At 37.0% G+C, this 21993-nt stretch carries 26 protein-coding genes and 1 other annotated feature; of the genes, 3 read left to right on the plus strand and 23 right to left on the minus strand.

Translation table 11 applies throughout. The features are described 5' to 3' along the window. Positions 1-25: 25 nt before the first annotated feature. The 7 genes from AC6UDG_RS04345 to AC6UDG_RS04375 all read right to left on the minus strand — a co-directional run bounded on the left by AC6UDG_RS04345 (position 26) and on the right by AC6UDG_RS04375 (position 5288). Positions 26-430 (minus strand): rhodanese-like domain-containing protein, encoded by a 405-nt coding sequence (locus AC6UDG_RS04345; RefSeq protein ID WP_500696736.1) that lies wholly within the window; start codon positions 428-430, stop codon positions 26-28. Positions 431-450: 20 nt separating this feature from the next. Next, on the minus strand, positions 451-1413 hold the full coding sequence (locus tag AC6UDG_RS04350; RefSeq protein WP_500693686.1) for an ROK family glucokinase: 963 nt from the start codon (positions 1411-1413) through the stop codon (positions 451-453). Position 1414: 1 nt separating this feature from the next. Further along, positions 1415-1642, minus strand: coding sequence for a YqgQ family protein (locus AC6UDG_RS04355; protein ID WP_010021549.1), 228 nt, complete (start codon positions 1640-1642; stop codon positions 1415-1417). Positions 1643-1678: 36 nt separating this feature from the next. Further along, positions 1679-2353 (minus strand): rhomboid family intramembrane serine protease, encoded by a 675-nt coding sequence (locus AC6UDG_RS04360; protein ID WP_500706570.1) that lies wholly within the window; start codon positions 2351-2353, stop codon positions 1679-1681. A 10-nt stretch (positions 2354-2363) separates the two neighbouring features. Then, a complete protein-coding gene (locus AC6UDG_RS04365) occupies positions 2364-2897 on the minus strand; it encodes a 5-formyltetrahydrofolate cyclo-ligase (RefSeq protein WP_500706572.1) in 534 nt (177 codons plus the stop codon). Positions 2898-2952: 55 nt separating this feature from the next. After that, positions 2953-3102, minus strand: a complete 150-nt coding sequence (gene rpmG, locus AC6UDG_RS04370) for a 50S ribosomal protein L33 (RefSeq protein WP_500693683.1) — start codon at positions 3100-3102, stop codon at positions 2953-2955. A gap of 122 nt (positions 3103-3224) precedes the next feature. Further along, the gene (locus tag AC6UDG_RS04375; RefSeq protein WP_500696738.1) at positions 3225-5288 is read right to left on the minus strand and encodes a peptidoglycan D,D-transpeptidase FtsI family protein; all 2064 of its coding nucleotides are present in this window, start codon (positions 5286-5288) and stop codon (positions 3225-3227) included. Positions 5289-5435: 147 nt separating this feature from the next. On the opposite strand from AC6UDG_RS04375, the gene AC6UDG_RS04380 reads away from it, so the two are divergent. Continuing rightward, positions 5436-8075, plus strand: a complete 2640-nt coding sequence (locus tag AC6UDG_RS04380; protein WP_500706574.1) for a YfhO family protein — start codon at positions 5436-5438, stop codon at positions 8073-8075. Positions 8076-8120: 45 nt separating this feature from the next. Here the strand turns inward: AC6UDG_RS04380 and greA are convergent, their stop codons facing one another. The 8 genes from greA to AC6UDG_RS04420 form a co-directional block, all read right to left on the minus strand. Then, entirely contained in the window at positions 8121-8597 is a 477-nt protein-coding gene (greA, locus tag AC6UDG_RS04385; RefSeq protein ID WP_500693680.1) for a transcription elongation factor GreA, read from the minus strand. Between the two features lie 63 nt (positions 8598-8660). Beyond that, positions 8661-9335: a uridine kinase gene (udk, locus tag AC6UDG_RS04390; protein WP_500693960.1), complete on the minus strand. Its 675-nt coding sequence runs from the start codon at positions 9333-9335 to the stop codon at positions 8661-8663. 12 nt (positions 9336-9347) lie between these two features. Further along, positions 9348-10475 (minus strand): endolytic transglycosylase MltG, encoded by a 1128-nt coding sequence (mltG, locus tag AC6UDG_RS04395; RefSeq protein WP_500706576.1) that lies wholly within the window; start codon positions 10473-10475, stop codon positions 9348-9350. 13 nt (positions 10476-10488) lie between these two features. Next, positions 10489-12900, minus strand: a complete 2412-nt coding sequence (pheT, locus tag AC6UDG_RS04400) for a phenylalanine--tRNA ligase subunit beta (RefSeq protein WP_500706578.1) — start codon at positions 12898-12900, stop codon at positions 10489-10491. A 14-nt stretch (positions 12901-12914) separates the two neighbouring features. Beyond that, positions 12915-13952, minus strand: a complete 1038-nt coding sequence (gene pheS / locus AC6UDG_RS04405) for a phenylalanine--tRNA ligase subunit alpha (protein WP_500695707.1) — start codon at positions 13950-13952, stop codon at positions 12915-12917. Positions 13953-13989: 37 nt separating this feature from the next. Then, positions 13990-14185, minus strand: a binding site (T-box leader). A 29-nt stretch (positions 14186-14214) separates the two neighbouring features. Further along, positions 14215-14553 carry a winged helix-turn-helix transcriptional regulator gene (locus AC6UDG_RS04410; RefSeq protein ID WP_500693676.1) on the minus strand — a complete coding sequence of 113 codons (339 nt, stop codon included), beginning with the start codon at positions 14551-14553 and terminating at the stop codon, positions 14215-14217. Between the two features lie 17 nt (positions 14554-14570). After that, entirely contained in the window at positions 14571-15053 is a 483-nt protein-coding gene (locus tag AC6UDG_RS04415) for an HDIG domain-containing metalloprotein (RefSeq protein ID WP_500693675.1), read from the minus strand. Between the two features lie 87 nt (positions 15054-15140). Then, complete coding sequence (locus AC6UDG_RS04420) at positions 15141-15908, minus strand: TrmH family RNA methyltransferase (RefSeq protein ID WP_500701034.1); 768 nt, start codon at positions 15906-15908, stop codon at positions 15141-15143. Positions 15909-15994: 86 nt separating this feature from the next. Between AC6UDG_RS04420 and AC6UDG_RS04425 the strand changes: the two genes are divergently transcribed. Next, a complete protein-coding gene (locus tag AC6UDG_RS04425) occupies positions 15995-16279 on the plus strand; it encodes an acylphosphatase (RefSeq protein ID WP_500706580.1) in 285 nt (94 codons plus the stop codon). 70 nt (positions 16280-16349) lie between these two features. Continuing rightward, on the plus strand, positions 16350-17321 hold the full coding sequence (yidC, locus tag AC6UDG_RS04430) for a membrane protein insertase YidC (protein WP_500706582.1): 972 nt from the start codon (positions 16350-16352) through the stop codon (positions 17319-17321). A gap of 87 nt (positions 17322-17408) precedes the next feature. Here the strand turns inward: yidC and rpmF are convergent, their stop codons facing one another. The 8 genes from rpmF to yhbY all read right to left on the minus strand — a co-directional run bounded on the left by rpmF (position 17409) and on the right by yhbY (position 21986). Continuing rightward, a complete protein-coding gene (gene rpmF / locus AC6UDG_RS04435) occupies positions 17409-17588 on the minus strand; it encodes a 50S ribosomal protein L32 (protein ID WP_010021570.1) in 180 nt (59 codons plus the stop codon). A gap of 42 nt (positions 17589-17630) precedes the next feature. Next, complete coding sequence (locus AC6UDG_RS04440; RefSeq protein WP_500706584.1) at positions 17631-18185, minus strand: YceD family protein; 555 nt, start codon at positions 18183-18185, stop codon at positions 17631-17633. Between the two features lie 82 nt (positions 18186-18267). Continuing rightward, positions 18268-19386: a nucleotidyltransferase gene (locus tag AC6UDG_RS04445; RefSeq protein WP_500706586.1), complete on the minus strand. Its 1119-nt coding sequence runs from the start codon at positions 19384-19386 to the stop codon at positions 18268-18270. A 5-nt stretch (positions 19387-19391) separates the two neighbouring features. Further along, positions 19392-20129: a class I SAM-dependent DNA methyltransferase gene (locus AC6UDG_RS04450; RefSeq protein WP_500706588.1), complete on the minus strand. Its 738-nt coding sequence runs from the start codon at positions 20127-20129 to the stop codon at positions 19392-19394. A gap of 1 nt (position 20130) precedes the next feature. Further along, the gene (gene rsfS, locus AC6UDG_RS04455) at positions 20131-20490 is read right to left on the minus strand and encodes a ribosome silencing factor (protein ID WP_500693669.1); all 360 of its coding nucleotides are present in this window, start codon (positions 20488-20490) and stop codon (positions 20131-20133) included. A gap of 8 nt (positions 20491-20498) precedes the next feature. After that, on the minus strand, positions 20499-21101 hold the full coding sequence (yqeK, locus tag AC6UDG_RS04460; protein WP_500693668.1) for a bis(5'-nucleosyl)-tetraphosphatase (symmetrical) YqeK: 603 nt from the start codon (positions 21099-21101) through the stop codon (positions 20499-20501). After that, positions 21094-21663, minus strand: coding sequence for a nicotinate-nucleotide adenylyltransferase (locus AC6UDG_RS04465; RefSeq protein ID WP_500695712.1), 570 nt, complete (start codon positions 21661-21663; stop codon positions 21094-21096). Before AC6UDG_RS04465 ends, yqeK begins: the two co-directional genes overlap by 8 nt. A gap of 11 nt (positions 21664-21674) precedes the next feature. Beyond that, positions 21675-21986 (minus strand): ribosome assembly RNA-binding protein YhbY, encoded by a 312-nt coding sequence (gene yhbY / locus AC6UDG_RS04470; protein ID WP_500695713.1) that lies wholly within the window; start codon positions 21984-21986, stop codon positions 21675-21677. Positions 21987-21993 lie beyond the last annotated feature (7 nt).

Below are 21993 nucleotides of genomic sequence, written 5' to 3' on the forward strand. Positions count from 1 at the left end.
GAACTCGATCGAGTTCTCTTTTTAGTTAACCCTTTTTAATTTTGCCATCCCATCGCTGGTAACCCTCGTTAAGAATTGAAATATTTTTAAAACCCTTTTTGTGAAGGAATTTGGCAGCTTTCATACTCAAAGTCTTATTCTGATCGTACAAATAAACTGGTAGATCTGGTCTCAGTTCTTGATAAAAACTTCGAAAAGTTGAATATGGCATGTTTCTTGAACCAAGAATATGACCATCATTAAAAGCTTTACTTTCACGTAAGTCAATAACTTGCGATTTGCGAATCCCACTTTGAAATTCATCTTCATTTAAAAACTTACAATAGCGTTTGGCCATTAAAATAGTAAATTCATGGTATAACCACCAAATTAACAGAACCACTCCTAGAGTGATCAGGAAATAAAGAACTGAAACTATCACACTACTCAATTAAAATCTCTCCAATACTTTTATCTAAATTGTAATGCTAACGAAGCTGCACCAATTACCCCAGCATCATTACCCAACTGAGCTAATTTAACTTTAGTTGAATCTCTAATTGATGGAAAGGCATTTTCCTGGAAATATCTAGTAGTTGGTTGAAGCAAAGTGTTTCCAGCATTCGAAACTCCACCACCAATAATGATACTTGCTGGGTTCAAAGTATTTCCAATATCAGATAAGGCTAGTCCAAGGTAAAAACAAATCTTATCCACAACCTGATTAGCAAAAATGTCGCCATTATCTGCTAGGTAAAAAACCATTTTTGAAGTGATTTTTTCATCAGTATTTTCGAGATCCTTTAACCGTGAATGTCCCTTAAAATCTTTAGACATATCCTTAGCTACGTGAACAATTCCAGTTGCTGAAGCGTACTGTTCTAAGCAACCCCTTTTGCCACAGGTACAAAGATAACCATTTGGTTGAACAGCAATGTGTCCAACTTCACCTGCTCCACCATTAACGCCATGAAGGAGTTTACCGTTAGCAATGACTCCACCACCAACTCCAGTTCCTAACGTAACAAAGACTACGTCGTCTTCAGTACTGCCTGCACCCTTCCAGTATTCACCTAAGGAAGCCACATTGGCATCATTGTCTAATTGAAATGGTAATCCAACCCCATTCTGAATCAATTCTCGAACTGGTTGTTCATCTTTCCAGTTAAGGTTAAAAGCTTCGGAAACTGTCCCCTTTTCACGGTTTACAGTTCCTGGTGTTCCCATTCCAATTCCAACAAAATCATTAATGGTTTTGTCAGAATCCTCGATATGTTTGTTGATTGACTTAACAATATTCTCAACGATGTGAGCGCCCTTATCACTAGTATCAGTGAGTACTCTCCATTTATCAAGAACCTCACCATTTTCGTCCAAAAAAGCCATTTTAGTAGTGGTACCACCTAAGTCAATTCCAATCAAATTCTTTGCCATTCTATAGACCTCCCGTCTCATTTTTAGATTTTAAGTTTTTTTCTTCAATCCTGTGTTCACGTGTTAATACTAGTTTTGCGGATGTAAACTCTCGATCACTAACTACATGAGCATCATGAAGATGGTCGAGTTCTAAGGCCATTACTTCAATATCCCAAAGTCGTTTACCGACATATACATATATTCCAAATTTTTTTAACAGTTGTTGAACATCATATAGAGTTGTCATTTTAATCATCATCCTAAATTAACTATGTACAACGTGTCAACGAACAGAACCTAAATAGTACATTATTATTATACCAATAATTAAAGCGGTTGCATAAAATAATCTCATAATTTTATTTAAATTGATATTGTGCTTTAATCCTACAACAAAACTAATCAGGTAACCACCAATGAATCCGCCAATATGACCAAAAATATCAATACCAGGCGTAAAGATATCAAATACAAGGTTAATTACCACAAAAAGAATAAACGTTTTTGCAGTACTTCTGACAAATGAATCACCACGATACTGAAAAGCAATCATCAAAAAGGCACCGAATAATCCAAAAATAGCGGTACTGGATCCTGCTGAAATTCCACTTCCAAACGCGAAGCTCATTAAATTTCCATAAAATCCTGCAACCATAAAAATGACAAAATATCTTAAATGACCAACGATTGGTTCAATTAATTTTCCCAAATAATATAAGGTGATTCCATTAATTAAAATATGTTGAAAACCAATATGAACAAAAATGGGAGTAATTAGACGCCACCACTGACCATCTTTTACTAAGGGGTTATATTGTGCACCAAACTTTAGTAGATTAACGGTGTTCTCTGAGCCACCACTTAAAGTCATCATTAAATATACAACTACCATGATGAACAGTAATAAGTACGTTACCCAGGGATAATTATTGACTCTTTTAAGTTTTTGTTTGATCATCTTAAATCCTCTAAAAAATAATCCGATCCAATCTAACGTCAAATGGATCTGGCTTCCAATTTAGCTCAGAAACGATTTGTGCTTTTTGGGCCAGTGAAACCTTATAGCCGTCAAATCGAGATAAATAACGATCATAAAATCCCGCACCATAACCAATTCTCTGATTACTATCAGGATTAAAAGCAACTCCTGGAACCACCATCAAATCAATCAAATTACTGATGATCGTCTTTCCATTAACGGGCTCCCAGATCCCAAACTTAGTCTTTTGAAACTTTAAAGTGTGGCTAAGCTCAACAAACTCCATCTGATGCTTAGGAAGTGTATGAGGAACCACCACCTTTTTCCCATCATTTAAAGCCGCAAAAATGATGGGAGCTGTGGGAATCTCAATGGAGGTATTCATGGTTGTGGCAACCACCTTGGCGTTCTGCCATTCTTGAAGGTCAAAGAGCGCTTCATACAACCCATAAAAGAATTGATCCGATGGCTTAGCATTTTTCATTCTTTTTAAAACCAATTCTCTAACTTTATTTTTATTCATTTACATCACCCATTAATTTTATAATAAAAAAGATTTTGGGTAAAAACCCAAAATCTTATTTTGTTTCGCGATGTAAAGTAACTTTTCTATCACGTGGGCAATACTTTTCTAATTCTAAGCGATCGGGATTATTTCTACGACTCTTAGTTGATAAGTAATTGCGTTCGTGGCATTCAGTACATTCCAAAGTGATATGAACACGCATGTCAAATACCTCCAAACATATTCGTTTTTTATAACTAATTCAACAATCATAATATTAACATCTTTAGCACTATATATCCAGTCTCATTTAAAGAACGTTAAGTAATTTTACTTAACAGTATTTTATGGCTTATTCTGAACATCATCCCAGTATGCTTGATAAATTTGTTTAGCAAGATTCAAGTTATTACTTTCAGCGTCAACCGGAAGATTAGGAATGGCTAATGCGACCACTACCTGTGGATCCTTTGATGGTGCATAGGAGGCCAAACTCAGAGTAACAGTTGGTTTACCATTGTAAAATGTTTGGGCAGTACCCGTCTTAGCAGATACTTCGGGAGATAGACTTGACAAATCTCCACCGGTTTTATATTTATTGGTACCATGAACTACTTGATACAATCCCTGTGTAACAACGTTTCGTTCTTGTTGTGTCATTGGAATTTCATTTAACACCGTTGGCATCGTCGTATTTTGAACAGCTCCAAGTTGTCCGTTCTTGGTATTGGTTGATCTTACATTTTGAACCACATGTGGCTTCAAACGATATCCGCCATTAGCAATGGTGGACATGTATTGGGCTAATTGAATCGTAGTGTACGAATCATAGTTACCAAATGATTCATCCAAAGACTTCCCAATATTAGCAAACGTTGATGGTCCTTGAATGCCGGCAGTTTCACCCGGTAGATCAATCCCAGTCTTAACACCTAAACCAAATTGATTGAAGTAGTTTCGTTCGATGTTAAAAATGTTGGGACTCATGTTAAGTGATCCTCCTGCTTTATACCTGAAGCCCCCTTCTTTCATAGCAAGTTGCATCATGTAAGAGTTAGAGGAAACCTCTAGAGCACCCTGGGCGTTAACCGGCATGTTGGCCTCACCATTTTTGTTAAACCAAGAACTCTTTTTAGCTCCACCAATATCAATTGGCATATCTTCCATTGTACTGTTATTCGGTGTAATAACCTTATCCATTAGGGCCCCTGAAACCATTGCACCCTTAACAACCGATCCCATTACAATGGCACTGTTGATGGTTCCTAATTCGTTTGGTGTCACTTTACCAGTCTTAGGATCACGGTTAACACCAGCCATTCCAATTACCGCACCGGTCTTTGGGTTCATAACAACGGCATAAGCCCCCGTTGAATCACCAACGCCCCCAGACTCTGCACCTTTAACTAAATCTTGGAGTTTATTTTGAAACTTAGAGTTAATGGACAACTGAAGATTCTGGCCCCGTTGGCCTGGATACTTCTTAACTTCTTTAACAATCTTGTTATCCCCTCCAACTTTAACCTCGGTCTGGGACTTAGAGCCACGTAAAATTGGTTCATATTGTTGTTCCAAATTACTTTGTCCAACTGAATCATTTCTTGAATACCCTTCAGCTAAAAGTTCATTAACCCGATCAGAAGGTAACCCAGTTTTACTAGATGAAACATTTCCAACAATACTTTGAATCTCGTTTCCAGATGGATAATCACGAGACCAACTTGTTCCAACCTGAACTCCAGGCATTTCAGAAGCATGTTCACCAACTTCAGCAATTTCTTTGTTACTTACACCATCAGTTTTAATGTTGGTAGTTGATAATTGATAAGCCCCACTCATTTCCGTAAAAATAGCAGCTGCGTTCTTCATTTGAGGAGTAACCTTTACAATTTTCCCATTTTGGATCATATCTAAAGCTTTATTGTAAGCTGCTTGTGGCGCTAACTTTGTTCCATTAGGAACTTCCTTAGTAGCGTTTGTAAGGTTAGTCTTATCGGCCAAGTAGTATTCACCAATCTGCTTTTTAGTAAGCCCTTTAGTTGGGAGGGTGATGTAACTCCCAAGTTTATTGGCATCATTATAAATCTCCTGGGGCATTACGCTTAATCCTTTAGTATAGGTGATGGCCCGATGAGTTTTGTTACCAACTAAAACTTTCCCGGTTGAGTCATAGATCATCCCACGCGGAACATTACCATACTTAACTGAATTATCGCTCTGATTAACATCAGATTTATAAACTGATCCTTGAAAAATCTGCATGTATGCTAGTCGAAATACTAAAACTGCAAACAATATTCCAACAATTGCGAAGATAAAATTCAGTCGAAATGGAATTTTGGAATTACCGTTTCGCCGGCTTGAATCCCGACTCCTTCTTCTAAATAACCGATCAAAAAAGTTTCTCACGATGCTAACGCTCCTTAACTAATCAATAACTCGAATTCATCACTTATGGCGCTTTTCTTAATTTATATATGATACTCTATTTATTAGAAAAACGACAAATCTAATCTTATTATAATTCATTGCTTTATAAATTAATGAGGTAATTAAATGCTTAACCAAAAAATAAAAAAGAGCCTATCTAAAAACTTCGCATTAATCCTAAGCTTTTTAATACCACTAGTTATTATGGCATTATACGCAGCATATCGCAATATGGCACCCTTCGGAAATAATACGATTTTAACGGTTGATTTAGGACAACAGTACGTTGATTTTTTTGCATATTTTAGAAGAGCCCTCTTGCACCATCCTTCATCAATTCTTTATTCGTTTTCTAACGGACTAGGGAATGAAATGATCGGGACTTGGGCTTACTATCTAATGAGTCCATTAAACCTTATCTTACTCTTTTTTAATAACGCATCCCTCCCATCAGGGATTCTCATCCTATTACTTTTAAAGATTGGCTTATCTGGTTTGACCTTTACCATTCTAGTTCGCAAACTTCATCTTACTAATTCTTCACTCATACTGTCATCATTTGCAACTGCATATGCATTAAATGGTTGGATGATTGCAAATAACCTAAATATCATTTGGCTTGATGCCATGATTTTACTTCCTTTAATTGTGCTTGGTTTAGTTAAACTCTTAAAAAACAACCAAAAACTACTTTTCATTACATCATATACCGCTATGTTGATCATCAACTATTATATGGCATACATGATTACGATTTTTATCGTATCACTAACTATCTACTATTTAGCCATCCATGTTTCAAATATCAAAGATATGTTTGTTGGATTTTTGCGACTAGTCGCAAATGGATTAATTTCGGTGGGGTTAGCTGCTTTCATTCTTCTGCCCACCATTTATTCACTGATTAACTCCAAGGGCCAGGGATTTTCTGATAAATTGAACTTTAAATTTGAATATCCAATGCTTGACTTAGTAACTAAATTTGCTCCTGGTGCTTTTAATTTTGACCAAATGCCCAAGGGCTTACCAAACCTTTTTATTTCAGAAACGATTTTGGTACTATTTTTGTTCTTTTTTGTTAATAAAACCTTTTCCAAAAGAACTCGAGTTTTAACTTTGGTAATGACCATCTTTTTACTGTTTTCAACGTGTTTTCAGACGCTCGACTTATTTTGGCACGCATTTCAGTTCCCAATCTGGTACCCCTACCGTTTTTCGTTTGTAATATGTTTCTGGTTCATCATGGTCGCGCTAGTTAGCTTATCTCACATTCAGGCAATTAGTTTTAAGCAAATTGGAACGTGGCTCATAATTTTATTGCTTGCACTAATGGTCGCTTATACCACCATTAGAATGCCTCAATATAACTACCTTAAATGGTTCACAATTGTGATTGAGGGACTTATGATTTTAGCCGCCATCATCGTTTTATTAACCCACTTCCGGAATGAAAAATGGTTTAATTTGGGTGTTTTTTCACTAATTGTCTTTGGGATTACCATTAATCTTATTCTCTCTTTAAATAACATCTCATACTTAAGTAACTCAGAATACCGTGGTTACGTAAATAAATTAGATCATGTCACAACTTACCTGAAACATCATTCTTTAGATGGCCCATATCGAATCAGCAAAGACTTTTCCCGAACTAAAAACGACCCCTTTAACTTTAATTTTTATGGTGCTTCATTATTTTCATCCGTCATGAATCCTAAAATGTCTAATCTAGTTGGAAAAATTGGTCAGCCAAATGGCGATGGCGTAATCGAATATTCCAGTGGGACTATGGTTTCAGATGCACTGCTCTCAATGAAATACCATCTGGCTCGTCCCTACACAGCTTCAGTTGACGTTCCAGGTATTAGAGAATTCCCAGAACGATATGACCAAAACTCATACAAAAACATGGGATCATCTGAGGGATTCTCAATATACGAAGACCCGTATGCGTTACCAATGATGTTTAGAGCCAGTAACCAATCAATCCACAAAAATGCTGCCAGTCCAGATCCCATTCAATACCAAGCACAATTATGGTCAAATCTAACGGGGGACAACCAAGTCCAAAGTCACCTCTTTTCGAGCAGTAACTTCAATCACGTCAGATATAACAACGTAACCAAACACAATCAACTTACTGGCACCATCTTCAACAAAGTCAACGTCTTACAGCCGGCCTCGCTTGATCTCACGTTTAAGCCAAAAACTAATGACTCTTACTACTTAACGATGGGAACAGCGTTAAATAACGGTAACTGTGATTTATCAGTTGATGGTAACCAACTATCACTTAGTCCTGAATCTAATTCGACTAAGATCATTAACATTGCCAATAATGCAAAAAACAAAAAGATTAAAGTAAAAATCAGCTTGAAAAAGTCATCACTTTGGTTAGAAAACTTTACTTTATACCAGCTAAATAATTCTTTATTTAAGCAAACCGATCGAAAACTTCGATCGGGAACCAAAAAAATATCCAGCCCAAACGCACGAACGGTAAAGGCTGATATAAAGACAAACGGTTCTAATTCAGTAATTGCTTCAAGTATTCCGTATTCGAAGGGCTGGAGTGCCCAAATAAACGGAAAGAAACATTCAATCACGAAATGGGATCATTACTTCATTGCACTTAAAACTGGAAAGGGAATGAAGCACATTCAGCTTTCATATTGGCCACCATTCTTAAATATAGGAATAATCATTAGTGCTTTGACACTTCTCACCTTAATTTTAAGAAGTTGGTTTAAAAAAAGATATAATAAATAGGGCAATCGTCACTTGAGACGATTGCCCTATTTTAAATTAAAATTATTATTTAACTGATAATATCTTGACATGCATTACGCCAGCAGGAATATCAATATCAACGTTTTCCCCTACTTTATGGCCAAGCAAAGCCTGTGCAATTGGAGAATCATTCGAGATTTTTCCACTCATCGGGTCAGCTTCAGCAGCTCCGACAATTGTAAATGTCTCTGGCTCTTCATCAGGTAGTTCCTTAAACTGAATTTCTTTTCCAACGGTCACTTCATCTTCGTCGGTCTCTTCCTTATCAACCACTTGAGCATATTGTAGCATGTGCTCTACCGTAGCAATTCTGCTCTCTAACATACTTTGTTCGTTTTTGGCAGATTCGTATTCAGAGTTTTCAGATAAATCGCCGTAACTTCTAGCGACTTTGATTCGATCAACAATCTTTGGTCTTTGATTGACCTTTAAATCTTTTAATTCAGTTTCGAGCTTTTCTTTCCCCTCTTCAGTCATCGGGTACATTTCATCTTCAGCCATTCTTACACCTCACTATTTTATTCAAAATTAAAATACCATTTAAATTAAAGTTTGGCAACTTAATTATATTGTCGTATCAATTGCATTACTAATCGGATCGTCACCAACGTCATTTAAAATTGACTGAATTTTAGTAACTAGTAAGTCAATTGCTACTTGATTTTTGCCACCCTCAGGAATAATTATATCAGCATATCGTTTCGTGGGTTCAACAAATTGGAGATGCATGGGGCGAACGGTTGCTAAATATTGTTGAATTACCGAATCAAGCGTTCGACCACGTTCTTTGGTATCCCGCTCAATCCGCCTAATGACGCGAATATCAGCATCAGTATCTACATAAACTTTAATATCCATTAGGTCCCGGAGCCTTTTATCATCAAGGATTAGAATCCCCTCAACAATAATTACATCACGTGGTTCTTGAGTGACAGTTTCACCACTACGGGTGAATTTGGAATAATCATAAACCGGTTTCTCAATTGATTCATAGTTTAACAGCTGCTTCAATTGCTTAACCATTAAATCAGTGTCAAAAGCAAGCGGATGATCGTAGTTAACCTGTCTTCTTTCGTCCATCGTCATATTGGATTGATCCTTATAGTAAGAATCTTGCTGCAAGATTGCAATTGAATGTCCCAGCAAACGATTCAAGATTGACCTACTTACCGTTGTTTTACCACTACTAGAGCCTCCGGTAACTCCAATAATTACGGGTCTTTTTTTGCTTTTCACTATTTTAATCCTCCACTATCGATCCATATGAGTTTTAATGTTATTTTGCTGTTCTTTTAAGGTTTTAGCGTAATAAATCTTTTTAGTTTTCGGATCGGCCAAGAAATATAAATATCCTTTAGACATATCAGTTGGATATAGCACAGCTTGGACTGAGCTTACCGAAGGGTTATCAAATGGTCCAGGACCAAACCCTTTATTAACATAAAGATTATATTTGGAATTAACCATTAAATCACGTTTTGAAAGTGTCTTTGAGTTTTTATGAAGTGCATACAAAACGGCCACATCCGATTGAAGTGGCATCTTTTTATCAATGCGATTTCTTAACACACCAGCCATCTTATTACGATCATTTTGACCTACACCTTCACGTTCAATCAAAGATGCTAACGTTAAAGTTTGCTGAACCGTCAGCTTTTGCTCTTTCATTCTTTGATAATATGGACCATACATTTGATTGCTTTTAGCGAGCATTAAACTGACCATCATCTTCAACGACGAATGTTTAGGGACGGGATATGTCGCTGGATAAAGGTATCCTTCAAAAAGATAGCGGGTCCCCTTGGCATCTTTAGCGGACCCCAGTAATTCTGGATAATCCTTGGTCATTTCATCAAAGAAATTACGATTCTTCATCAGGGAAATAAATTCTGCCCTAGAAAAATCGGTATTTTTAGCCACAATATCCGCAATTTGGTCGATGTTAGCTCCTTCTGGAACGGTAACTTTACTATCATTACTTTGAATGGGTTCAAAACTTCCTCCCTTTTGTAAACTCCTAGCAATTGTATCTAGGGACATCGACGGCCTTAATTGATAATATCCTGACTTAAAATTAGTAATGTTGTGTGATTTTACATAGTAATTAAATACCATCCCACTTTTAACTACCTCTGACTTCTGTAAGATTGCCCCAATTTTTTTGGTGGAAGCACCTCTTGGAATGTCAACTTGAGTCACTTCATTATCATGAGGATCCAGTGGTTGAAGTGAAGTTTTAAAATAGTGATGTCCAAATAACGCAATTGCAATTACTAAAATTACAATAATTGCAATCACGGAATAAATAATTTTCTTCCCAAATGAACTAGTTTTAATTTTGGAAATAAAACCACCCAAATGCCTTTTTCTCTCACTCATTATGAATCCACCCTTATCTAATCTCAGCGCTTAATTCAGTGGTCAAACGTTTTTGAATTTTATCGACCGCTTTATCAACAGTCTCGTCTTTCAAAGTGGCGTTAGGATCTTCAAAAATCAATGAATAGGCAATTGATTTTTTGCCTTCAGGCACATTTTGCCCCTGATATACGTCAAATACGGCAGCATTCTGTAAGTAGGCGCCACCTCTCCTAATAATTACATTATATATGTCCTCATTAGTAATGGTACGATCCACTAACATAGCAATATCACGATGAATAGCAGGGTACTGACCAACCTTTTGGTATTGTTGTCCAGACTTAGGAGCCACATTTAAATAATCAAGGTCAAGTTCAAAAACATAGGTTTCTTTAATCTTAAATTGTTTAGCGACTTCTGGATGAACTTCTCCCACAAAACCGATGATGTGATCATCTAGTTTAACAAGCGCTGTTCTACCTGGATGCATTTCGAGAATTTTATCAGTCGCAACATAAGTAACGTCACCCTTTAAGGAAAGACTTTCTAAGTATTTTTCAAGAATTCCCTTAATTTGATAAAAATCAACTGACTTAGCTTTCTGGTCCCAGCTTGGAGCAACTAACGATCCAGAAATGGCACCAGCAATATGTTCCACTTCGTCTGGTCTTATCTGATCAGGAGTTTGCTTATAAAAAACACGACCTTGCTCATAAAGTGGCACATTAAGCACGTTTCGAGCCTGGTTATATGCCACATCATCCAATAATCCTGAAATTAAATTCATACGTAAAACGGCATGATCTTCTGTCATTGGCCACTGCAAATTAGTCTCATGACTACCATTTATCATAAACATCTTTGCCTTGGCTTTTGTAGTTAACGAGTATGACATAGCATGCGTTAATCCAAGCCCCTCAAGTGTTTCTCTAGATTTTCGAATCATTAATTGCTTTGGTGTTAGTCCACCTTCAGTCGTTTGAGTGATTGGTAATGTTGACGGAATATTGTCATATCCATAGATTCTGGCAACCTCTTCAATTAAGTCAGCATCAATTTGAATGTCCCAGCATCTAGTAGGAACCGTGACCGTCAGATCGTCTCCAGATGCCTCAACTGAGAAACCTAGACGTTTAAAGATTGAAATGATTTCCTCGTCACTAAGATTAGTCCCAAGAACGTGATTAATGTGAGAAGTTGAAATTGAAATCACTCGTGGCTTAACCTCAACATCACTCCCACTAACAACCCCTTGTTGAGATTGACCAAGAGCTAAATCTTGGGTCATTCCCGAAGCATACTCAAGTGCTTGTTCAACGTTTCCATGGTCAATTCCCCGTTCAAAGCGTTGTGAGGCATCCGTGTGTAAGAGCTGTTTTTGTGCCATCTTCCTGGTTTTAACTGGATCAAAAACTCCTGCCTCTAATAAAATATTCTTAGTGTCAGAAGTAACTTCCGAATTTTTTCCACCCATTAGTCCTGCTAAAGCAATTGGCTGGTCAGCCGCAACAACAACATCCGTGTCGGTTAATTTACGGTCATTGCCATCTAGAGTCGTAATTGACTCACCATCTTTGGCATTTCTAACCTCAACCTTATTAGTTTTTAGTTTGTCAAGATCATAGGCATGCATTGGCTGTCCAACCTTAGTCATAACAAAATTAGTAATATCAACGACATTATTGATTGGTTTAATGCCCGAATTCCATAATTTAATTTGAAGCCAAAGTGGACTAGGCTTCACGTTTACGCCCTTAACAACTTTAAGCTTATAAATTGGCGCTAAATTAGTATCAGCCTTTGCTGAAACAAATTCCTTGCTGTCGTGCGTTCCAGTTGGAGCGCTAGCATGTTCGATGAAGTCAACCGACTCATTAAATACCGCCCCCAAATCATAAGCAGTTCCACGAACACTTAACATGTCTCCACGATTAGGAGTGACGTCCAAATCAATTAACGATTCATTCATTCCCAAATAGTTATAAACCTCGTCACCAATTCGGGCATTCTCTGGTAAGAAATAGATTCCGTCTTTCCATTCATCAGGAACCAATGACTTATCAAACCCGATCTCATCTAAGGCACAGAGCATACCATTTGATTCAACCCCACGCATCTTGGACTTTTTAATTTTAACGTTATCGGCAATTCGAGCGCCAGATAAGGCAACAATGACTTTTTTACCTACCTGAACGTTTGGCGCACCACAAACAATCTGAATCGGTTCCTGTTCGCCGACATCGACCTGCGTAATGTGAAGGTGATCTGCATCGGGGTGATCCTTAATGGACAAGATTTTTCCAACCACGATTTTCTTTAATCCATCACTCCGCTTAAAAACGGAGTCAACTTCAACTGACGTTTTTTCAATTTTATTAGCTAGTTCTTTTGGAGAAAGCTTAATTTGAACGTAGTCTTTCAACCATTCATAAGATATCAGCAAATTTATTTCCTCCCTTAATCAAATTGTGACAAGAAACGTAGATCATTAAGATAAAAGTCTCGAATATCGTCTACTCCGTATTTCAGCATGGCAAATCGGTCGGGACCCACCCCAAAGGCAAATCCACCATATACACTACTGTCTACTCCAGCCATTTTTAAAACGTTAGGATGAACCATTCCTGCCCCAAGGACCTCAATCCAACCTGTATTTTTACATACATCGCAACCCTTTCCATTACAATTAAAACAGGTAATGTCTGCTTCAACTGAAGGTTCAGTAAACGGAAAGTAGCTTGGTCTGAGACGGACTTTAAATTTATCCCCAAACAATTTGTGTGTCATTACTTCAAGAGTTCCCTTTAAATCAGCCATCGTAATGTGCTTATCAATCACAATTCCTTCTACCTGATGAAATTGGTGAGAATGAGTTGGATCATCAGTATCACGTCTATAAACTACGCCCGGTGAAACCATCTTTAAGGGCCCTTTAGAAAAATCATGTTTTTGAAGTGCTCGTGCCTGCATCGGTGAGGTATGAGTTCTCATTAAAATATCCTTGGTAATATAAAAAGTATCCTGCATGTCTCTTGCGGGATGGTTCTTCGGCAGATTCATCATTTCAAAATTATAAACTTCCTCTTCTACTTCCGGACCCGAAAGAACCTGGTAGCCCATTCCAATAAAAATATCATCAATTTCATCAATAATTTGTTGGATAACATGAGGATGCCCCTTTGGAACCGAGTCCCCTGGCAGGGTGACATCAATCTTTTCATCCTTTAACTTTTGGTTTAGAGCAGCTTGATCTAATTCCAATCTTTTGGAATCAATCTTTTTTGAAAGTTCGTCTCTAACTTTATTCGCCAAGCTACCAATCTTTGGTCTTTCTTCGACTGGAAGTGATGATATTCCATGAAGGGCTTTAGTAATTGAGCCCTTTTTTCCTAAAAGTTTCACCTTCAAATCATTTAAAGCTTTACTATCACTAGTAGCCTCAATATCCTGCAACCCACTGGATTTAATTTGTTCTAAATCTTCTTTTAAAGCCATACTAACCTCCAATTCCATAAAAAAAGCTCCATCCCAAAAAAGGGACGAAGCATCGCGTTACCACCCAAATTCACACCAAAGTGTGCACTTATAATGATGAATAACGACATCGACCGAACATTTTAATATTCAATGCTAACATCAAAAAGCGAATTCAACCGTAACGTCCAATTTCAGCTAACATGAACTCTCTGTGTTCGTCGGTCTACTACTTCTTTTATCATTGTATTTAAATAAATATTATAGCAATTTTTATCACTGGTCAAGCATGATCAGGATCACACCACTTGTCAGACCATCCATGAACCGCCTTCATAATCGGACGAAGTTCTTCACCCTTAGAAGTTAACTGATAATAAACCACTCCAGAGTTCTTATCAGCTTGTCTTTTTACGATTCCCACTTTAGCCAACTCTTTTAAGCGTTCGGTCAATACACGATCACTACATTCCTCAACCTTATTGGCTAATTCGCGAAATCGAAGTGGTCCGGCCAATAAAAATGATTCAATGATTAAACCGTTCCATTTTTTCCCTAGAATTTGAAACGCCACTTGAAATTTAGGACACAAATGAATGATTTCTTTATCAGTTAAATCCATTCTCATATCCTCCTAACTTATCTTTTTAATAATCCTTTAACTTTTTTCTTCATCGGTGAGAAAAATTCATCAACTGCCGAATAATCATCAACAAGTGAAACAATCACGCTTTCCATATACTTGGGTCTTGCAAGGGTTAACCCCCACATATGTTTTAGAATAATATCTTGTTCCTTCGGAGTGATATCAGTGATCTTTTTGGCGTTTCTTAAAGCAACACGTGGATGAATATATGCATGTGAACCTAAATCAAACTTAGTGGTTCGCCAATCATAATAGAATAGATCATGCAATAATCCGCCACGGGCAGCCGCTCGATAATCTAAATTCATCTTTTTAGCAATTTTATAACTCTCATAAGACACTGCAATTGAATGCTTCAATCTAGTCGAATGGTGATGTTGGGTGTAATCACCTAATTTTTGAATTTGCGGACTTTCTAACAAATCAGAAATGATTGAAACATATTCAGGGTCATCTTTCCACGATTCTGTTTCCATACTACATTACTCCAATCCGTCTCTAGATTAATTCTACCCAATTAGATAAGTTCCATTCAATCATAAGGACTCACTTTAAGAAACAATTTAATTTTTGATTCGAAACATGATAACAGCAGCCGCAATTGCCACATTTAAAGATTCAGCCTTCCCCTCAATGGGAATATACAAATTATCATCAGTTAATTTTAGTAAGCCAGGGCTCATTCCATTCCCCTCATTACCCATAATTAAAGCGAAATCATTTTTAGAAGGGACATCTCGATAGTTAATGGCACTGGAATTAAGCTCTGTCCCATATACCTTAATTTTTAGCTTCTTAAACATCTCAACGGCATGTTCTAGATTCATTTTAATAATCGGAAGATGAAACTGACTTCCCTGCATGGCACGTAAAACCTTCCCGTTATATTCACTAGAAGTTCCGTCACCAAAGATCACTCCAGAAAAACCTGCGGCATCCGCTGTCCTTACCATCGTTCCGATATTACCGGGATCTTGAACGTTATCAAGCAGAAGCCAAGCTCCGCTAACTTTAGCAACATCAATCTTTGGTTCTTCAATCTTACACACGGCAAAAATTCCTTGAGTTGTCGAAGTATCACTTAATTCAGTAGCCACTTCATCTGATATAACAATGATATTTTCACCAGAAAGGTCATCTCCATGAGCCAAATATTGATCTTCGGTTGCTAAGATGGTTACCAACTGATCTGCTTTAAGATAATTCCTTGCTTCGGATACCAGATGCCAACTTTCAATTAAATACTCCCCACTCTTTTTTCTTCCCTTACTGGTATGTAACTTTTTAATATCTTTAATGGTTTGGTTTTGTTTAGAATTAATTCTTTCCATTTATATTCCCCTTAAAATGAATTAGAATTGATATTGTTGTTATTATAATATCACAGTTACGGTAAACGCTTTTAAGGAGAATCATTTTGTCAAACAATCAGTCAGTCAAAATAATCGTTTCAGGACTTGTCCAAGGCGTTGGATTTCGATATAGTACTAAAAAAATCGCAGATCAATATTCGATTACTGGAAGTGTCCAAAACATGCCAAACGGAACCGTTTTAATCATCGCAAATGGGACTAAATCGGAGTTAGACGATTTTATTCATTCAATTAAAACTGCACCCAATGGTTTTGCTAAGATCCAAAACATTAAAACACAGTCAATTAAACTTCCAAAAGTTCCAAATTCATTTTCAATTAAAATCTAACTTGAAATTGCTGAAATATTCTTATTAGGTTAGTATGTAACATGTTACTTAAAAGTTAGGAGTTAACTAAATGAAAAAAATTAAGAAACTAGGTTTATTCGGTTTTATTGCCGTGGTTGGCATTTTTTTAACTGGATGTGTAAGAACCGATTCAAAGGGACGTCCCTTTGGATTCGTTTATCATTATTTAGCCGTTCCCGGGCAACACGTTATGGATTGGCTAGCACAATACGTTGGTGGCTATGGATGGGCTTTAATTGCAATTACCGTAATTGTTAGAACCTTGCTTTTACCAATGATGATTAGTCAGATGAAAAAATCTACTATTCAACAGGAAAAAATGAATTTGGTTAAACCACAAATGACCAAGATTCAACAACTCCTAAAAAAAGCAACGACCAAAGAACAGCAGGTTGCCTTAAATCAGCAGATGATGCAACTCTATAAAGACAACGGAATCAGTATGACAGGTGGGATTGGATGCTTGCCATTATTGATCCAGTTGCCAGTGTTTGCTGCTCTGTATGCAGCTATTCGTTACTCACCTGAAGTTTCTCATACCGTCTTTATGGGCATTAAACTAGGCCAATCCAGCATCTTATTAGCCGTCTTGTCGTTTCTGGCTTATGCACTTCAGGGGTACCTTTCAACCGTTGGGATCCCTAAAGAACAGAAAAAGCAAATGGCGATTATGATGTTAATTAGTCCGATCATGATTCTATTTGTTACTCTTTCATCCCCAGCTGGATTAGGAATTTACTTCTTTATTGGCGGATTATTTGCCTGCGTTCAGACCTTTATCATCAATTTGTCCCGTCCACGAATTAGAAAACAAATTAATGAAAAAGCCCAAAAGAATCCTCCCAAAGTTGTCATTCCAAAAGAATTAGAAGAAGAGATTGAGACAGGGGCCGAACCAAGTTCAACAACCAGCTCCAAAAATACAGTTTCTAAACCTGGAGAATCCGAGACTGAGATTGAACACGAAAACAACCGAAAACGTAATGCGGGAAAACAACAGCATCATAATCATAACGAGTAAATAAAGCCGACAATTAAATTGTCGGTTTTTTAGTACAAAAAAAGAACTTCAAAAACCCATGGTGTTTTTGAAGTTCTTTATTTTAAATTAACCCTTTTTGGCAACTACTTCTTTACCGTCATAGTAACCACAGTTAGGACATACAAAATGTGACTTACGTAGTTCGCCACAGTTAGGACATGGGCTCATGCCAGGAACTGATAAACTGTCATGCGAACGACGCATGTTTCTTCTTGCTTTAGAAGTTTTTCTCTTTGGTACAGCCATTATTCACAACCTCCTCTTAATTTGATTTCCACTAGTGAATTTTTAAGTCTTGTCATCGTCTGAAGGTTTGAAATCCTTTAATTTTGCAAGACGTGGATCAACATTTTTATCTTCTTCCACCTGTCGATTAAAATCATCTTCAGAAATAACTTCCCAGTCATTTCCTTCAGGCATTGCTTTGCCTTTCTGCTCTTCTGGTGAAAGAACTTGCATCGGAATGTTGACAATTATGTTATCAGCAACTGCTTTATCAAAATCAATCATCAAGTTATCACCAACAACTAACACTACTTCTTCATTATCATATCGATTTAGCGCAGTTTCAGTTAACACATAAATCTCACTAATGTTAAAATCCATGGGTAACTTAACTGGGGTTAACGATCGTGAAGAAGGAACTGTTACACTACCCTTGACGTGAGCATCTATAATCACATCTCCGTTGTCAGGAGTGGCAGATACATCAACGTCAAAGGAAGTGGCATCAAGAATACTTTTCGGATATCGATTCATTAAATCGTCTTTTAAATCCACTGTCTCATGGGTTGTAAACGGCTCTTTCTTATATCCTAGTAGTTTTTCAAATGACCACTTCATAATTTAACCTCCAATGCAACACGACTAATTATACATACCATAAAATTCATTGTCAAGGTCCTATCCTTGATAGCACGGTCTTCTATATAACAATGGGATAAGTAAATTTATCTTGCATTCGACCATTGATCATTCCATAAAGAATTCCAGAACGGCATTCAAGTTCCAACGTATTATTAAATTCTTCTTTTCCAATTCGATCAACGATCGGATATGGGATTGCTTTTTTAACTTGATTCAGATAACTTTTCCCGGTATCGTTCATTCCCAAAACTCGGACAACTGGATTATAACTAATCATTTGTGTTTTCTTTATTTTAAATAACGTATAGACCAGCAGTCTTTGAATCCTAGTGTAGGTATACCGTTTTGTCTTAACATCTTTAATAAACGCCTGATAGGTTGTGTCTTTGACCGCCATTTGCTTTAGACGATTCTCTAATCCCTCAGTCATCTGATAAATTTGATTTAAATCAGCTATCGAACTCTGAGTCAATTCATAACGTAAAAAGGGCCAAAAATCTGACCAGAAAACTGGTTTTTCGTTGTCTAGGACGACAGAAGAATTGGGAATAAACTTTTGGTAACGATGATCATGTGATTTAATTGAAGCGCGAATAGCTTTGCCACTCGCAATTTTTCCACTCAACTCTCCACTATTATGCTCACTACTGTACCGTTTAACCGGAACTAGCTTTAAAGGGGAACCCAACTTCTGATTGGCCTTTGCATACCAATACGCAAGTGTATCATTTGGCTTAATTAAATCAATTCCACTCTGTTCTTTAATGGTTCGTTGAAATAATTTTGGATAGGAAAAATTATAATTATGAAAATCATCAGACGGATGAACGTCAATAGATGCCAACTTTGTAAAATCCCAGTCACTGTGCTCACTACCAAACGATAAGTATGAACAGCTCAGAGCTTCTACAAGTTTCATCGACCGCTCTGCAAAAATACTGGCAGGTTGAACCGCATTCGATATTGGAAGTTCAATTACTAAATCAACCCCGTTATCTAAAGCCATCTGAGTTCGGATCCATTTATCATAGATAGCTGGCTCACCTCTCTGAGTCCAATTACCACTCATAAATATTACCGTTACATCCGCTTCAGTTCGTCTTTTAGCTTCCTGTAATTGATAAAGATGACCATTATGGAAAGGATCATATTCGGTTATTATTCCAACAGCTTTCATTTGGATTATTCCTCACTACATACAAAGAACCAACGGGTAGTATCATCTTTAACCTTATCTTTTCCAAAGTTACTCGTCACCTTAACGTTATTAAATCCGACTTCATTCAGTGCCTGAGTGTATTCTACCAAGGGATAGGTTCGTTCTTTATGGGTTTCATTATATTCATCAAAACCGTTAATATTCCGATTGTAATCAAAAAAAGATAGATCATGTTCCACTGAATGAGGAAAATCACCAACAAAGGTATTCCACATAAAAGCATGGTCACCATCGTTGGTGTTAAACATATAGCCTGGATAAACAACATCGGTCTGATAAGGGGTGATCACATCAAATAAGAATTTACCGTTCTTAACAAGATGTCCTTTAACCTGAGCAAACATTGTTTTAACTTGCTCAATATTTTCTAAATAACAAATCGAATCGTCAAAACACGTAATGACACCATAATTGGGTACACCATCCAAATCTAACATATTGGCATTAATTAACGCCACGTCAGACACATGGCTTTCATTTAAATGATCATTTGCGATTGCCAGCATATCATCCGATAAATCAGCTCCAGATACGACATAACCTGCTTTTTTTAAAGTAACCAAAAGGCGACCAGTCCCACAGGCTAAATCTAAAATATGCTTTTCTTTAGGGACGTTATCAGCTACAAACTCATACCACTTTTGATATAGATGATTGTCAAATAATTTATCATAAAATGACGCAAACTCAGAATAAATCATATCAGTCTTCACTGACCCAATCAGTTATATCAAGATCAGGAGCGTCGGACCAAAGCTTCTCTAAGTTGTAAAAGGACCGTTGTTCACTCTTAAAGACGTGAATAATAATATCACCGAGGTCAATTAATACCCAAGATCCTGTATTTAGCCCTTCGACCCGTAAAACTTCAACGTGCTCCTCACTCAATCGATCAATAATATCATTTGCAATTGCCTTCACCTGACGAACACTAGGAGCATCCATAATGACAAAATAACGACCGACCAACGACAATTCTTCAATGTCTAAAACCACAATATCGTGGGCGCGTTTACTATCAGCAGTTTCAACAATATTTTGTAAAATCTTATTATTATCCATATAATCCCCTACTTTTTACCAGCAACAATTACATTAAAAGCTGTAATCGCACCGGGATAAATTGCCTTTCCGTTGCTTGCCAAATATGAAATGGTACTTTTAGTTTGATATTTAACACCATCCCATAAATTTTGATTGGTAATCTTACGAGCTTTTTCAACCCCATCAAAATCACGGGCCGGCTCAATGTAGTCAGCCATATAAGTAATCTGTGCAACTTTGTCCATGTCAGGCGATGCGATCGTATGATATTTAATCGCGTTTAGAATTCGACTATCATGAATCCCAAGTTCTGATTCCACAATCAGATAACCCACGTAGCCATGCCAAATAGCATTTCCATAATTAAGTAGTTCTGGATTCAAATGATGGGACTTAATAATGTCAATAAATTCCGAATCCGGCCGTTGTTTGGCATAATCATGAACCAGACCACTAAGTCCAGCTAAAGTTTCGTCCACATTAAACTCTCGTGCTAAGGTAATGGCGGTCTCTTCAACTCGCAAGCAATGTTGAAACCTTTTCTCTTTTAACGTCGCTTTTAGTTTGGCAACAATTTGATCACGATCATACTTAGAATATTTTTGATAATTAATTTTCTCTTTATCCATATAAATCATGCTCCTTAATGTACCGTAACACCGCATCTGGCAACAAATATCTGACACTTTCACCCTTTTCAAGATGTGATCTAATTAAAGACGATGAAATAGCTATCTCAGGTGAGTCAACAAAACTTACTGGGTACTTAGAAGACTCAGAATTACCCGGACGATTAACCCCAACAAATTTAACCATTTTAATAAGATCATCAATTCGATACCATTTTGGCAGATATTCGACCATGTCGCCACCAATGATAAAGTAATAATCAACATCTGGATGAATTTTAGTTAATTCCTTAATCGTATCATAACTATAACTTTTCCCCTTGCGATTTACTTCAATCATTTCAATTTTAAAATTAGCGTTATCCCTAATGGCTAAATTAATCATGTTAACCCGATCAGAAGCATCAATTGCGGACTTATGATCAACATGTGGTGGCAAATAGTCAGGCATAAATAGAACTAAATCGAGGTTTAATTGGGTTAAAGCTTGTTCAGCCATAATTAAATGACCATAGTGAATGGGGTTAAACGTCCCACCTAAAATTCCAACCTTTTTGCGCATCAATCAATCTCCTACAAATTTGCCACTTCAATCGATAATTTACGATAATTGTCCTTACTCGATTCCTTAAACAATAAAAGTGTCTTACCAATCGTTTGGACAACTTGGATGTCCGAGTTATTCTCAATAAATTGTTTAACGTCACTCACATCCACATCGGCAGACTGTTGAAGATTAATTTTAATTAATTCACGGTGATCAACAGCATTTTTAACTTCATTCATCCAAGTCTCATCTAACCCATTCTTTCCAACTGAGAAAATGGGCCGCATATGATTCGCTTTTGCTCTTAAAAATCGTTTTTGTTTTCCCTTTAAATTCATTATTAAA

It is taken from the genome of Fructilactobacillus sp. X2R1C1, from assembly GCF_059901435.1.